The 16289-nt window shown below is 71.3% G+C and carries 1 protein-coding gene (cut by a window edge); it reads left to right on the forward strand.

Annotated elements, in window-relative coordinates; all coding sequences use genetic code 11:
- Positions 1 to 16289, forward strand: the 5' portion of a protein-coding gene (locus GVY64_RS19960) for a type I polyketide synthase (RefSeq protein WP_159843627.1). 5254 nt of this gene lie beyond the right edge of the window; 16289 of the gene's 21543 nt are visible here — the first part of the coding sequence; its start codon is at positions 1 to 3; its stop codon lies off the right edge, out of view.

Consider the following 16289-nt stretch of genomic DNA (forward strand, 5'->3'; position numbering starts at 1 on the left):
ATGTCGGATGATGGGTATGACCTACGGGTCTTGCTGACGCGGGCGCTCCGCCGAATTCAGGAGTTGGAGGCACGGCCACAGCGTGAGCCGATCGCCGTCGTGGGTATCGGTTGCCGCTTTCCCGGCGGCGCGGAAACCCCGCAGCAGTACTGGGAACTGCTGTCCTCGGGCCGCGACGGGATCGTCGAGGCGCCGGAAAACCGTTGGACTGTCACGGATTCGGCGCCTCGACGAGCGCGGCGGCGGGCCGGCCTGCTGGCCGGGCCGATCGATGAAATGGACGCCGGGTTCTTCGGGATCGCACCGCGCGAAGCGGCGTCGATGGACCCGCAACAGCGGCTCGCACTCGAAATCGCCTGGGAAGCGATGGAAGACGCGGCACTGCGGCCCGACAGCCCGGCCGCGGCACGCGCGGGGGTATTCCTCGGCGTCAGCTGGCAGGAATACCAGCGCACCATCACCCCGGACTGGGTGCGGTCGGTGGACGCGCACACGCTCACCGGGACGATGTCGAGCATCGTGGCCGGGCGGGTGTCCCACGCGCTCGGGTTGCGCGGCCCAGCGGTGGCGATCGACACGGCGTGCTCGTCGTCGCTGGTGGCGGTGCATCAGGCGTGTCGCAGCCTGCGCGGGGGCGAATGCGACGTCGCATTGGCGGGTGGGGTGAATCTGCTGCAATCCGAACTCACCTCCGAGGCGCTGGCCCGCATGGGCGCGCTGTCGCCGGACGGGCACTGTCGTCCCTTCGACGCCCGCGCGAACGGGTACGTGCGCGGCGAGGGCGCGGGTGTCGTTGTGCTGAAAAAGCTTTCGCGGGCGATCGCCGACGGCGACGCGATCAGGGCGCTCATCCGAGGCTCGAGCGTGAACCACGACGGTCGTTCCATGGGCCTCACCGCGCCGAATCCGACAGCACAGCGCGAGTTGCTGCTCGACGCGCTGGCCGACGCCGGGTGCACCGCCGACCGGATAGGCTACGTCGAGACGCACGGCACCGGCACGCCACTGGGCGATCCGATCGAGATCGAGGCGCTGACCAGGGTTCTCGGCGCGCCGCGTCCGGATGGATCGGTGTGCCTACTGGGTTCGGTGAAGTCGCAGATCGGCCATCTCGAGGCGGCGGCGGGCATCGCCGGGCTGATCAAGGTGGTGCTGCAACTGCAGCATGAACGAATTCCGCGCCAGCACGATTTCGCCACGATGAACCCGAAGATTTCGCTCGACGGCACGGCGCTGGCGCTCCCGACCCGCGATGCCGGCTGGCCGCGTACGGAGCGGCCCCGGCTGGCCGGGGTGAGTTCGTTCGGTTTCGCGGGCACCAACGCGCACGTGGTGCTGGAACAGGCGCCCGAACCGCAGCCGCGCGCGATACCGGAAGGCCCCGCACTGCTCGCTGTCTCGGCGCGCACCCCGGCTGCGCTCGACGCGGTGTCCCGCCGTTACGCGGAGCAGTTGAGCCGGCCGGAGGCGCCGCTCGCCGATGTCGCTGCCACTGCGGCGCTGGGGCGCACGCATTTCGCGCATCGGCGCGCGGTCGTGGCGCGCACCGCCGAGGACGCAGCCCGCGAACTCGCAGCTCCGTCAGATCGGTCGACCGACTCGTATGCGGGCAAGCCGCGGGTCGCGATGCTGTTCACCGGGCAGGGCGCACAGTACGCGGGGATGGGCGCGGCACTCGACCGCAAGTATCCGGCCTTCCGCGCGGGGCTCGACCGCTGTGACGAGTTACTCGGACCACTTCCCGGCGGCATGCGCCTTCGATCGGTGCTGTTCGATGCCGCCGACGAGTTGCTGACCCGCACCGAGTACGCACAACCGGCGCTGTTCGCGATCGAATGGGCCTGCGCCGAACTGTGGTCGGCATTCGGCGTGCGTCCCGACGTCGTACTGGGCCACAGCCTCGGTGAACTGGTGGCGGCGACCGTCGCGGGAGTGTTCGACCTCGCCACCGGGTTGCGTCTGGCCGCCGAGCGTGGCCGGCTGATGCAGGCGGTCGCGCAGCGCGGGGCCATGGCGGCGGTGTTCGCCGCGCCCGCGGAATTCGAAGCGCTGATGGACGCGCTCGCGGCGACTGTGTCGGTAGCCGCGGTCAACGGTCCCGGACAGTTCGTGGTCTCCGGTGCGGTGGACGCGGTGGATCGAATCGTGCGCGCCGCCGAGGAGCGGTCGATCCGCACGGTGCGGCTTCCCGGTGCGACGGCCTTCCACTCGCCGCTGCTGGAGCCGATGCTGGAGGACTTCGAGACCCGGGTCGCGGAGCTGGTGCCCGACCCGCGCGCGGCGAGAATCGCGCTGGTGTCCAACGTGACCGGCGCGCCGATCGAGACCCGTATGGATGCCGCGTACTGGCGGGCGCACGCGCGCGGCACCGTCCGATTCGCCGACGGTGTGCGCTCGCTCGCCGAGTCGGGCGTGGACGCCTATCTCGAAGTGGGACCGCACCCGGTGCTGCTGGAGTTCGGGCGGCACACCGACCCCGGCGCTCTGTGGCTGCCGAGCATGCGCCGAAGTTCCAGTGACGACGAGGTGTTGCTGACCGGTCTGGGGCAGCTGTACTGCGCCGGTGCGGAGATCGAATGGACCGCGGTGGTGCCCGAGGGCGCGCGGCGGCGCAACGACCTGCCCACCTACCCTTTCGAGCGGGAGCAACTCGCCGTGCCGAACGCGGGCACGTCGTCGAGCACCGGATATCTTGCCGAGCACCGGTTCCGGGACCGCCCGGTGGTGCCCGCGGCGGATCTCGCGCTGCGTGCTCTGCGGGCGGCCGGAGACACCGACCACGAGCTGATCGACTTCGTCGCGGCGCGGCCGGTGCCGCTGGAGGAGTTGGCCGAGCCGGCCGTGTCCGAAGCGGGGGATCGCACCGAAGTGCGGTTCCACGTCGAGAACGGCAGTGTCACCGCGGTGTCCGCTGCGGTTCGAGCCGCTTCGGCGGGCCCACGCGAAGCCGGGGACCTGTCCGAGGCGCGGCGCGCGCTCAGCACCGAATGGGACGTCGCGGACTTCTACCGGCGGTGTGCCGACGCCGGATTGACCTTCGGCCCGCGATTCCGCTGGATCACGCGCTTGCAGGCCGGCGAGGGCAGCGTGCTCGCCGAAGTGCGACGCCCGGCCGAACTGGCCGGTGAACCGCACGCCTGGCTGCCGTGCCTGCTCGACGCCGCGGTGCAGACCGGCCTCGCGCTGGCCTCCAGGGACACCGACGCGGCTCGACTGCCGGTCGGTATCGGCCGTCTGCGGTTGGCCTGCGAAGACGCGGGTGCGGCCGCGTGCGTGCTGGCCGAGCGCACCGGCCGCACAGTTCGCATCACGGTGTTCGATACCGCGGGCGCCGTGATCTGCGATATCGAAGACGTATGGTTCGCCGAGTCCGGCGCCGCCGGACAGTCGCAGGATCGGGATCGCATGTCCGGCCTCACGCATCGTCCGACCTGGACGCCCGCCGCAGCGTCGCCGAGCGGACAGGGACCCACCGCCGCGCTGGTGATCGGCGTCGGTCAGCAAGCCGACCGGCTCGCCGCCGCGTTGCGCGCCGCAGGTGCCGATGCCGTTGCGGTGGAACGCACCACGGATTACGTTGTCCGGCCCGACGACGACCGCGCGGTGATCTACCTCGCCGACGTCGAGGCGGACGACAGCGCCGACGCGGCGCGGCGGGAAACGCACTTCGCCCTGAGTGTGATCCAACGGATGGCTCGCAGCGTCGCCGACGCACCCTTGTACCTGGTGACCCTCGGGGCAACCGGAGCGCTGCCCGGCGAACCCGTGCGCCCTGCTGCCGCGGCGCTGTGGGGATTGGGCGCGGTCGCGCGCACCGAACTGCCCGAATTGCGCTGCCACCTGATCGATGTGCCCGTCGACGCACCCTGCGACGACCACCGCTTGGTGAGCGAAATCTGCTCGGGCGCGGCAGATGAGGCGGTCGCACTGCGCGGGCACCACCGCTACACGCCGCGATTGCAGCCCTCCGACGACCTCGGCCCCCTGCCTCGCCTCGATCGTGGCGGCGCGTATCTGATCACCGGCGGGCGCGGAGCGCTGGGGTTGTCCGCTGCGCGGACGCTGGCCGAAGCCGGCGCCGGGACCGTGGTGCTGGCCGGTCGCAGCGACCCCGCTCCGGGTGACGAGCGGGAGATGGCGCGAATCGCCGCCCTCGGCGCGCGCGTCGAGACCGTGGTGGTCGACGTCGCGGATCGAGCGGCGCTGTCGCGCCTGCTCACTCGCTTCGATGACGAGCTGCCGCGGCTGTCCGGGGTGGTGCATTGTGCGGGCGTCCTGGACGACGCCCTGCTCGTCGAGCAGACGCCGGGGCACATCGATCGGGTGTTCGCGGGGAAGGTCGCCGGGGCGTGGCACCTGCACGAGCTGACCGTGGACAGATCGCTGGAGCTGTTCGTGCTGTTCTCGTCGGTCAGCGCCGCGGTGGGCACCGCCGGGCAGGGCAACTATGCGGCGGCAAACGCGTATCTGGATGCCCTCGCTCGCCTGCGCACGGCGCGCGGGCTGCCCGCGGTGAGCATCGCGTGGGGCCCGTGGGCGAACACCGGCATGGCCGGGGGACTCGGCGACGCGGCCCGCCGCGCGTGGTTGCGCCACGGCGTCGCCGAATTGGCCGTCGAGGACGGCGCCCGAGCGCTGCGCTCGCTGCTGTCGGCCGAGGGCGTCGTCGCGGTATTCCCCGCCGTCACAGAGGCTCCCGCGCAGGCGGAATCGATCGCCGAGGTGCACGCGCAAGACGCCCGGCCACCGAGCGAGCCGGCGGATCTGCTCGAACTGGTGCGTGGCCACGCCATGACCGCGCTGGGCCGCACGACGGCGATTTCCGAGCGCACGCCGCTGCGCGAACTCGGACTGGATTCCATGATGGCCGTCGAACTGCGCGACGCGCTCTCCGCCGATCTGGGCGTGCGACTGCCGGCGACCCTGCTGTTCGATCATCCGACCGTCGCCGCGGTGTCCGAGGAGATCGCCCGGCTCGGCGCGCGGTCCGCCCCCCGCCGCACGGCGCGAGAGCAGGCCGGACAACGACCGATCACGCGCACCTCCGAGCAGCTCACCACCCCCGTGTACCCAACCGAACTCCCGGTTACACCTATTACTTCGAACGTGTCGCAGCTCACAAAGCGTGAAACCGGCACTGCCCCGGACGAAGACGCCGATGCTATCGCGATCATCGGCATGGGCTGCCGTTATCCGGGCGCGGTCCGCGGGCCGGCCGACTTCTGGCGCGTGCTCGCCACCGAGACCGACGCGGTGACCGAGGTCCCCGCGCACCGCTGGGATGCGGACGCCTTCTTCGATCCGGACCCGGACGCCGAGGGCAAGACCTACACGCGCTGGGGCGGATTCGTCGACGACATCGAGGAATTCGACGCCGGATTCTTCGACATCTCCGTCGGCGAGGCGCGGATGCTGGACCCGCAGCAGCGTTTGTTGCTCGAAACAACCTGGGAGGCGCTCGAACACGCCGGATATCCGGCGAGTCGTCTGGAGGGCAGCCGGACCGGTGTCTTCGTCGGGTTGATGTCCAATGACTATGCCGAGCGGATGGCGCGGGCCGACCTCGCGCCCGATGCCTGGTTCGGTACCGGCAATCTCTCCAGCGTCGCCTCCGGGCGGCTGTCGTACTTCCTCGGCGTGCACGGGCCCAGCCTCACCATCGACACCGCGTGCTCGTCGTCCTTGGTGACGGTGCATACCGCGGTACGCAGCCTGCGCAGCGGCGAATGCGATCTGGCGCTGGCCGGTGGCGCCACCGTGGTGCTCACGCCCTCGCTCGACATCTATTTCGCGCGGGCACGGGGTCTGGCCGCCGACGGCCGGTGCAAGAGCTTCGACGCGCGCGCCGACGGCGTGGTCTGGAGCGACGGCGCGGGGATGCTGGTGCTCAAGCGACTGTCGGACGCCCGGCGTGACGGCGATCGGGTGCTGGGGCTGGTGCGCGGATCGGCGGTCAATTCCGACGGCCGCAGTCAGGGATTGAGCGCGCCGAACGGTCCGGCGCAGGAACGGGTCATCCGCGCGGCGCTCGCGGACGCGGCGCTCGCGGCGGAGGACATCGATTACGTCGAGACGCACGGCACCGGTACGGCGCTGGGTGATCCGATCGAAGTGAACGCGCTGGCCTCGGTGCTGGGGGAGGGGCGCACCCCAACGAGCCCCTTGTGGATCGGATCGGTGAAATCGAATCTCGGGCACACCCAGGCCGCGGCGGGCATCGCGAACATCATCAAAGTGATCGAATCGATGCGGCACGAGCGCATTCCCGCCTCGCTGCACTTCCGGTCGGGCAATCCGCATATCGACTGGGACTCGGTCGCGATCCGCGTGGTCGCCGAGCAGCGGCCGTGGCCGCGTTCGCGGCGACCGCGGCGGGCGGGTGTGAGCGCGTTCGGTATCAGCGGGACGAACGCGCACGTGGTGCTCGAGGAAGCGCCGCAGGAATCGGAGCACGCAACCGCCGACGACTCCGGACCCCATCTGCTGGTCCTCTCGGCGAAGAGCGCCGAGGCGCTGCGTGAACTGGCTGCTCGCTACCGGGATCTGCTGGCCACCCGCCCGGAGACCGCGCTCGGGGATTTGTGCGCGTCCGCCGCGGTGGGCCGAACCCACTTCGACGAGCGTGTGGCCATCGGCTTCGACACCGCCGCGCAGCTGCGCGCCGCACTCGGGAATGTCGCCTCGGGGACGATCGAGAGCGGATCGGTCGTCACGGAGTCGATCGGTTCGGCAGATCTCGCTCGCCGCTACGTCAATGGTTCCGAAATCGACTGGGCAGCTGTGTATTCCACTCGCAAGTGGCGTCGGGTCGATGTGCCGACCTACCCGTTCCAGCGCAAACGGCACTGGCTGGAGCTGACGCCGCGCTCCACGGACACGCCCTCCCCGCGCACGGTGCGACTCACTCCGGAGATGTTCGAAGGACACCGCCTGCGGGGTGTGCCCACGGTGCCCGCGGCGTGGCTGTGCGCTCAGCTGAACGAGATCGCCGCTGGACTGCCCGGGGCATGGGAGGTCACCGGGCTGCGACTGCTGCAGCCGCTGGAGGTCACCGCCGAAACGGTGCTGCGGGTGGAGCTCGAGCCCCGCCCGGATGGTCATGGCGTGCGTTTCCTTCGCCGCGATGACGACGTCACCTGCTATGCGCAGGCGAACCTGACTGTGGCGCAATCCGATTCGATGGCATCGCTCGGGGCTGCGGCGCGTGACCCCGAGCCAGGGATATGGCCCGCCTACTACAACAGGGTGGCAGGGCTGGGCCTGGATCTGGGTACCGACTACCGCTGTGCACTCGAATTCCGGCGGATCGGCGACACCGAAGCCGAAGCCGTGTTCCGGCTGCCCGGTGACCGCGCGACAGCGCTCGATCCGATCTTGCTCGATGCCTGTTTGCACACCATCGTGGTGACCGCTCGGGCCGAGGGGTTGTTCCTGCCGTCCGGTATGGGGAGAGTTCGATTCTTCGACGGACCACAGGCCGGGGATACGACCGTCCGGTGCCGGGTGCGGGTGACCGAACGAGGGGCACGCGTCATCGTCGGTGACGCCACACTGCACTCGCTCTCCGGGCGACCTCTCGCCGGTGTGCACGGGGTCGAGCTGATGGCTACGGGGTCAGGGTTTGCGCCCCACTCGTCGGCCGGCGAATCGGATTCGTCCCGGCTCACGCGTCTGCTGCACCACGTGGAATGGGTTCCCGCCGAGAGCGGCGCGTTCGGAGCAGAAGATCCCCCGGGCCGCTGGTTGATCTTCGGCGACGGGCCGGTCGGTGACGGCGTCGCCGCCGAGCTGGCTGCGCGCGGCGCGGACACCGTGGTCGTACGCCCGGACGACGCGGCCGATCCGCTCTCGTCGCCGCCGCGAGGCGTCGTCTTCGCGTGGACCGCGGCGTCCGCCCAGACCCGCATCGAAGCCGTCCTGCGGTTGACGCGCGCGCTGGACGCGGCGGCGCACCGGCCGTCCGCGCTGTGGTTGCTGACCGTCGACGCCCAGCACGTCGCGCCCGCCGACCGGCCGGATCCCGACCAGGCGCTGTTGTGGGGTCTCGGGCGCACGCTGAGGACCGAGCATCCGGAGTTCGGGTGCCGATTGCTGGATCTGTCCGCCGGGTTCGCCGCGGAGAGTGTCGTCGACGGGTTGCTCGGCGACCGCTCCGGTGAGTTCGCGATTCGCGACAACCGTTGGCTGACCGCGCGTCTCGCCGACGGCCCCGCGCCGTCCGCCGAGTACCGATTGGTCGCCGACCGCTCCGGCGAATTCGACCGGATGCGATTGATCTCCGGTGTCCGACGTGCACCGGCGGCCGGGGAGGTCGAGATCGAGATCGCCGCCGCCGGTCTCAACGCCCACGACCTGTGGGTGGCCTCGGGCATACATCCGCAGGGTGTGCTGCCGTTGGGTACGGAATGCGCGGGCCGGATCACCGCGGTCGGCGCCGGGGTCGACGGGCTCGCGGTCGGTGACCATGTCGTGGCCTTGGCGAGCGAGAGCCTTGCCCGCCACGTGACGGTCGACCAAGGCATGGTGGCACTGCTGCCGGATCACCTGTCCTTCGCCGAAGGCGCCACCGTGCCCTACGCCTTCACCGCCGCGTGGCATGCGCTGTTCGACCTCGGCGGCCTGCGCGCCGGGGACCGGGTGCTGGTCCACGGCACCGCCGACGGCATAGGTATGGCTGTGGTCCAGCTGGCCGCGCACGCAGGCGCGCAGGTGTACGCACCTGCCGCGCTGTGTCGCTGGGCGGCGACCGCGGGCCTCCCCGTGACACAGATCGATAGCTGGCGTAGCCACGGATTCGGCGAGAGCGCGCGGGCGGCAACTGCGGGGCACGGCGTGGATGTCGTCGTGCACACCCTGGGCGACGGATTCGCGGCGCGCGCCTCCGAGATACTGCACGCCGACGGCCGCGTGGTGGAAATCGTCGACCCGGTGCAGACCGGCGCGATCGACCGCCACGGCGATATCGGCGATCGGGCTTTCGATCCGGCCACCGTCGACCCCCCGCAGCTGGGCGCTGCCCTCCGCGCCGTGATGGCGCTGTTCGCACAGCGTGCGCTGACTGCGCTGCCGCACGCGATGCACGGGATCGATCGTGCCGCCGAGGCGTTCCGCGCCATGGCGCAACGAGATCATCCCGGTCGCGTCGTGGTGCTGGGCCGAGACGCCTCCGCCGCCGCGCACGAAGACCGGTTGCCCGATGGCACCTATCTGGTGACGGGAGGTTTCGGCGGCCTCGGCGCCGCGGCCGCGCGGTGGCTGGCCGATCACGGTGTCCGGCACTTGGTGCTGGTGGGCAGGCGCGCACCGGACGCGGCGGGAGCGCGCCTGATGGAATCGCTGCGCGCCACCGGTGTGCGGGTGACGGCGCGGCAGGCGGATGTCGGTGACCGTGGTGCCGTCGCGGCGCTGCTGCGGGGCATCGCGGAATCCGGGCTGCCGCCATTGCGGGGCGTCATCCACTGCGCGGGAGTGCTCGACGACGGCGTGGTGACCGAGCAGAGCTGGCCGAGGTTCCAGACCGTGCTCGGACCCAAATATCATGCGGCGCGCCACCTCGACGAACTCACCCGCGACCAGCCGCTGGAACTTTTCCTCATCTATTCGTCCGTGGCAGGCGTGCTCGGCACCCCGGGCCAGTCGAACTACGCCGCGGCCAACGCGGCATTGGATGCGCTGGCCTGGCGGCGGCGGGCCGAGGGACTGCCCGCACTGAGCATCGGGTGGGGACCGTTCGCCGATGTGGGTATGGCCGCGGGCCGGGCCGACGTCACCGCGCGGCTCGTTCGACGTGGGTTGCCGCCGCTGTACGAGGGGGACGCGGCCGCGGCGCTGGATCATCTCGTCCGGTCCGGCAGCACCGCCCCGGGCGTCTTCGACTTCGCGCCCGAACGGTGGCACGCGCAGCGGGCGCCGCACGTCACGGCGGCCGCCCCGCTGCGGACTCGACCGGAGATTGCCGAATCCCCGGCCACACCCGATGATGTCGCCCCCTGGGAGGCGCTCGTCCAGCGCGTCGCGATGCGGGTATTGGATCGAGCCGGTGCACTGGATCCGGAGGTCCCACTGCACGACACGGGCGTGGATTCGCTGACGGGGATGGAATTGCGTGCGGCACTGGCCGCCGAGGTCGGGATGCCGCTGCCCGCCGGGCTCGTCTTCGACTACCCGACGGTGCGTGACATCGCGCGGTTCCTGCACCGCAAGGGCGCGTCCGCTCCCCCGGCGGCACAGCACCAGACCGCCGCCCAGGCGTCTGCGCTCCCGTCCGCACCTCCGGAAACGTCGTCCTCGGAACATCCTGTGGAGCCACATTCTTCGACCGAAGCCGACTTTGGAAGCGACCAGCCCGACGACGATCCCATCGTCATCGTCGGCATGAGCTGCCGCTTCCCGGGCGGAGTACGCACGCCCGAGGACTTCTGGGATCTGCTGTGGCACGGCCGGGACGCGATCACCGAGGTGCCACCGCAGCGTTGGAACATCGACGACTACTACGATCCCGACCCGGCAGCGCTGGGCACGATGTACACCCGCTGGGGCGGGTTCGTCGACGACGCCGACGAATTCGATCCCGCGTTCTTCGGCATCGGCGCGGCGGAGGCGCGGGCGATGGACCCGCAGCAACGCCTCCTGCTGGAAACCACCTGGGAGGCGCTCGAACGCTCCGGTCGCGCGCCCGGCGCGTTGGCGGGCAGCCGCACCGGCGTGTTCGTCGGTCTGTGCTTCAGCGAGTATCCGGCGACACCGATCCGGGCCGCCGATCCGACCGCGATCGGCGCCTATTCGGTGATCGGTTCGGCGCCGAGCGTCGCGGCCGGTCGCTTGGCCTACGTCCTCGGGCTGCAAGGTCCCGCGATGACGTTGGATACGGCATGCTCGTCGTCGCTGGTGGCGTTGCAGGCAGCCGAGGACGGGCTGCGCGCAGGCCGGTGCGACCTGGCACTGGTCGGCGGAGTCAACCTCCAGCTGGCCGCGGAGACCACCGTCGGCTTCTGCCGTCTGGCCGCGCTGTCGCCCGACGGACGGTCACGGGCGTTCGACGCCGACGCCGACGGCTACGTCCGCGCCGACGGGTGCGGCGTGCTGATACTGACCCGACTGTCGCAGGCCCGCCGCCACGGTGATCGGGTGCTGGCCGTCGTTCGTGGCGTCGCGGTCAATCACGACGGACGATCCAACGGTCTCACCGCGCCCAACGGCCCGGCTCAGCAGCGCGTCATCAGCGACGCGCTGGCGCGGGCGGGGCTGCGGCCGGAGGCGGTGGACTACGTCGAGACGCACGGCACCGGAACCCCGCTCGGTGATCCGATCGAGGCCACCGCACTGGCCGAGGTGTACGGCGCCGGCCGTGCGCGGCCGCTGCTCATCGGGTCGGTCAAGACCAATATCGGGCATACGGAGGCGGCGGCCGGCGTCGCGGGAGTCATCAAGGCCGTGCTCATGTTGCAGCACCGCCGGATTCCGCCGAGCCTGCACTTCCGGACACCGAACCCGCTGATCGACTGGGCCGGTCTGCCGCTGGAAGTCGTGCGCGAGGGCCGGGAGTGGCCGCGTGCCGATCACGACCCGGCGATCGGCATCAGCTCCTTCGGGATGAGCGGCACCAACGCGCACATCGTGCTCGCCCAGGGTGACCCGGCGCAGGCGCCGCGCACGGAATCACCGGGCGCGCAACTGCTCGTCCTGTCCGCACGCGACCGGACCGCCCTCACCGACACCGCCAGGAACTGGGCAGACGAAATCTCCTCGGAGCATGCCTCCTTCGGCGATCTGGCCTACACCGCCGCGACCGCGCGGACCCATTTCGAGGAGCGGTTAGCGGTGGTCGCCGATACCGGCGCGGCGGCCGCGCGGCAGCTGCGGGACCGGCCGCCGACGCTGATCCACGGCCGCGTGGAACGAACAGCACGGGCGAAGGTGGCCCTGCTGTTCACCGGGCAGGGTTCGCAGTACCCCGGCATGGCGCGTGAGTTGTTCGACTCCGAACCGGTCTTCCGGGAGGCGCTGCGCAACTGCGACGCCGTGCTCGGACCGATCGCGGACGGCATCGGGCTGGTGGAGGCCGTCTACGGCGACCACGGTCCGGAGCTGCTGCGGCAGACGGCGTTCACCCAGCCGGTCCTGTTCGCCGTCGAGTGGGCGCTGTGGGAGCTGTGGCGGGCATGGGGGATCACCCCGGCCGCGGTGCTCGGGCACAGCGTCGGGGAATACGTCGCCGCATGCGCCGCGGGCGCGATGACCATGGCGGACGCCTTACAGCTCGTCGCCGTGCGCGGGCGGCTGATGCAGCGCCTGCCCGAGGGCGGCGCGATGATGGCCGTCGACGCTCCCGCCGAGCAGATCTCGTCGTTGGTCGCACGGTATGAGCCGGCGGTGTCCATCGCGGGATACAACGGACCGGCCCAGGTGGTGATCGCCGGACCGGAAGCCGCGCTCGACCGGCTCCGAGACGAACTGGCGGCCGGAGGTTTCCGGTCCGCCGCCCTCACCGTGTCGCATGCTTTCCACTCCGCGGCGATGGATCCGATCCTCGACGACCTCGCCGTGGCGGCGGCCAGGGCGACGATGACCGATCCAGCGATTCCGCTGGTCTCCAATCTCACCGGTGCACCGCTGCGGGCGGGCGAACTCACCCCGGAGTACTGGGCAGGGCATGCGCGCCGGCCGGTGCGCTTCGCCGAGGGGATGCGGGCCATGGCCGAGCTGGGCATCGGTGACTTCCTCGAAATCGGTCCGCAGCCGACGTTGTCGGCGCTCGGCGGGCGCGTGCTGGGCGACTCGGCACGGTTCGTCGCGTCGCTGCGCCGCGGCCGCGGCGACCGCGAGACGATGATGACCGCGCTCGGACAGCTGTATGTCGCGGGTGTGCCGGTGGATTGGGAGCAGGTGCACCGGCCACACGGACGACGACGGGTGCTCGCCCCGACGTATCCGTTCCAGCGGCAACGCTATTGGTTCGAGCAGCGATCGGATACCGCCGAGTTCGCGGTATCCGGCGCCCCGGCCGAGCACCCCGATCGTGCGATGCGTTTCGAAGACGCACATGCGGGGGCCGCACCAACACGATCCGGGAGCCTTTCACCACGAACCGGCAATGCGCCGCTCACGGTTCCGAGCACCGTTGTCTCCGGGCACGCGAATATCGCGGACAGCACGCCGCCGGAGCCGGATACGAGGCTCGCCACGCTGCCCGAAACCGCACTCTCGGACCACCGTGGGACGCCGGAAAACCTCCGCACGCTTGCGGAGGCCACTACCGTCGCCGAGACGTCCGGTTCGACGCGGCCTGGCATTCCGTATGCCCCGAGCGGCGCTCTCCCGCCGCACACGGACGCTTCAGCGACAACGGAAAGGGCCGCGGCTTCGACCGCCGGTCGATTGATCTACGGCGCGGCGACTTTCGATGTGCGCCTCGCCCCGGACTCACCGAGTTACCTGGCCGACCACGTCGTGGACCGCGCTGTCGTCGTACCGGGGGCCTGGTTCGTCGCGACCATCGCCGACAGGGCGCGCTCCCTGGTGGCCGGTGCGGTCATCGCGATCGACGACCTCGTGATCACCCACGGACTCACCCTGACCGGCCCGCGACCGGTGCGGGTGGGCTTCGAGCCGCTCGCCGACGGGTTGGCGGTGCGGGTGACGACCGAAGATTCCGGCACGCACGCGCGCGCTCAGGTCCGTGCCGCGGCGCAGCGGATCCCAGACGGCGCGGGCTTGGCCGAGGTCCTCGGCAACTGCAGGGAACATCTCGCCGCGGCGGCCTTCTACGAGCTGCTGGCCCGAGCGGGCCTGCCGTACGGACCAGCGTTCCGTCGCGTCGTCGACGTGCGCTTCGGCCGGCACGAAGCCCTGGTCACGTTGGCGGACCCGGAGACAGGGACCGGCACCGCGCCGGTGCACCCGGTGCTGCTGGACGCGGCGTTCCAAGCCACCTACGCGGCGATGTCGCCGCGCGCCGAGCAGCAGACGTGGGTGCCGTTCGCGGTGGACCGAGTGCTCGTCTCGCTCGCCGCGGACACCGTTCGATTCGGCCATGTGCGCGTCGTCGAGCAGACGCCACAGCTGTGCGTCGCCGATGTTCGACTGCTCGACGAGGAGGGTAACCCGGTGCTGGTCGCGAACGGATTGCGAGTGATGCCGAGCCCCACACCGCACTCGGGCGGGCAGCCGTCCCGTGTGCCGCACGATCGGTTCCTGGCGGACACCTATCGCATCGACTGGCAGGAGACCGACGCCGCGCTCCCCGCCCCGGCGACCGGACGCTGGCTGATCATCGGCGCGTCCGGGGACTTCGCCGACGTGCTCGCCGACGCCTTGCGGGCGCGTGGCGGGGAGTGTGTACTCGCCCGTCCCGGCCGTGGTTTCGCGTTCCGCGCAGACGACGAATTCGAGGTCGACCTGGGCGTACCCGCGGCGGTGCGCGCGCTGCTCGGCGCGGTGCGCGACGGACGCACACCGTTGCGCGGGATCGTTTCGGCGGTCGCGCTCTCGGCCGACGACGCGCCCGCGCCGGTCGTCGCCGAACGTCTGGTGGTCGGCGCTGTGCACCTCGTGCAGGCCGCCGCGGCGGCCGGGGAACCCGCGGTGTGGCTGGTCACCCGGCACGGGCAGCGGGTCGGTTCCGCCGATCCGGTGGCGCCCGAGCAGTCCGCGCTGTGGGGCTTCGCCCGCAGTGCGCAGCTCGAGCACCGCGAAATGGGTTGCCGCGTCCTGGATGTCGATCCGGTGACCGATGCCGGAACCGTCGCCGACGCACTCGTCGTGCCCGACGCGCCACGCCAGCTCGCGCTGCGTCAGGGACGCCGTCGCGTGCCGCGGCTCGTTCCGGTGCAAGCCGTGCCGGACGAGTCGGCTTCCGGAGCGGGACAGACCGTACTCATCACCGGTGGGCTCGGTGGAGTCGGCTTGCGACTGGCCCGCTGGCTCGTCGACCGGGGGTGGCCGGAGCTGGTGCTCGCGGGGCGGTCGGCGCCGGACGGGCGAGCCCGGTCGGTCATCGCCGAACTGCGGGAGCGTGGCGCCCGGATCCGGGTGCGGTCGCTCGACGTCGCCGATCGCGACGCCGTCGCGGCCACGCTGGCATGGATCGACCGCGAGCTGCCGCCGCTGGCCGGAGTGGCGCATCTGGCCGGGGTGCTGGACGACGGCGTGATCGCCGAGCAGACGGCCGCGCGGGTCGGGCACGTCCTCGGACCGAAGACCTTCGGGGCATGGCACCTGCACGAACTGACGGCGGATCGCTCCCTGCGTTTCTTCCTGTTGTTCTCCTCGGCCGCGGCGGTGGTCGGTTTGCCCGGCCAGTCGAGCTACGGCGCCGCCAACGCCTTCCTCGACGGCGTGGCCGAATCGCGCAGCTCCTCGGGCTCGCCCGCGCTGTCGATCGCGTGGGGCCCCTGGGCGGACACCGGCATGGTCGAGCAGCTCGACAGCGGCGCCGTACAGCGGCTGGCCCGCCGTGGTTACGGGATGCTGCGCCCCACGCAGGCCTTGGACACGCTCGCCCGCCTCATCGGTTCCCCGACGCCGGCAGTCATGGCGATGCCGCTCGCGCTTGCGGAAAGGACCGGTGCCGACGTGCCGGATGTGCTGCTGGATTTCACCGCGCCGGTCGAGAACGTGGCCGTGGCAACCGATACCGCCGGTCTGTCCGACAGGATGGAGGCTCTCGTGCGGCGCTGCCTGGGGTTGGCGCCCGGTGACGATCTGGATCGTCCGCTGCACGAACTCGGGCTGGACTCGGTGGCGGCGCTCGAGATCCGCGACGAACTGTCGCGCTCCAGCGGTCACCGCCTGCCCGCCACGCTGGCTTTCGAGTACCCCACTCCGCGCGCGGTGGTCGGCCTGCTGGTGCGGCTGGGCTCCGCGGACAAGCCGTCCGCGCCGCCGTCGGTCGAGAGCCGTGGCGATTCCTCCGATCGGGCGGCGGCGCGGACGCCCACGAGGTACCCCGCGGGGACTTCGACCGCATCGAACGGAGCCGTAGCTGCTCGACCGCAGGCGGCGGGCAACGGTTTCGCCGCGCACACCGACGGGCCGGGCGCGAACGGTGCGTCGAGCGCGGTCGATCGCCCGCCCATGAACGACATCCCGCCCGCACCGCAGCCGATGACCCGGCGCGCTTCGGACAACCCGGGCACCCCTGGTGCGGCCGACGCCTCGGGTTCCGGCCACCCCACCGGCGCGGTAGGAGATATCGCGATCGTGGGCGTCAGCGGACGCTACCCGGGTGCGAACGGTCTCGACGAGTACTGGCGGGTGCTGATCGAGGGACGCGACTGCGTCACGGAGAT

It is taken from the genome of Nocardia sp. CY41, assembly GCF_009829325.1.
GTDB lineage: Bacteria > Actinomycetota > Actinomycetes > Mycobacteriales > Mycobacteriaceae > Nocardia.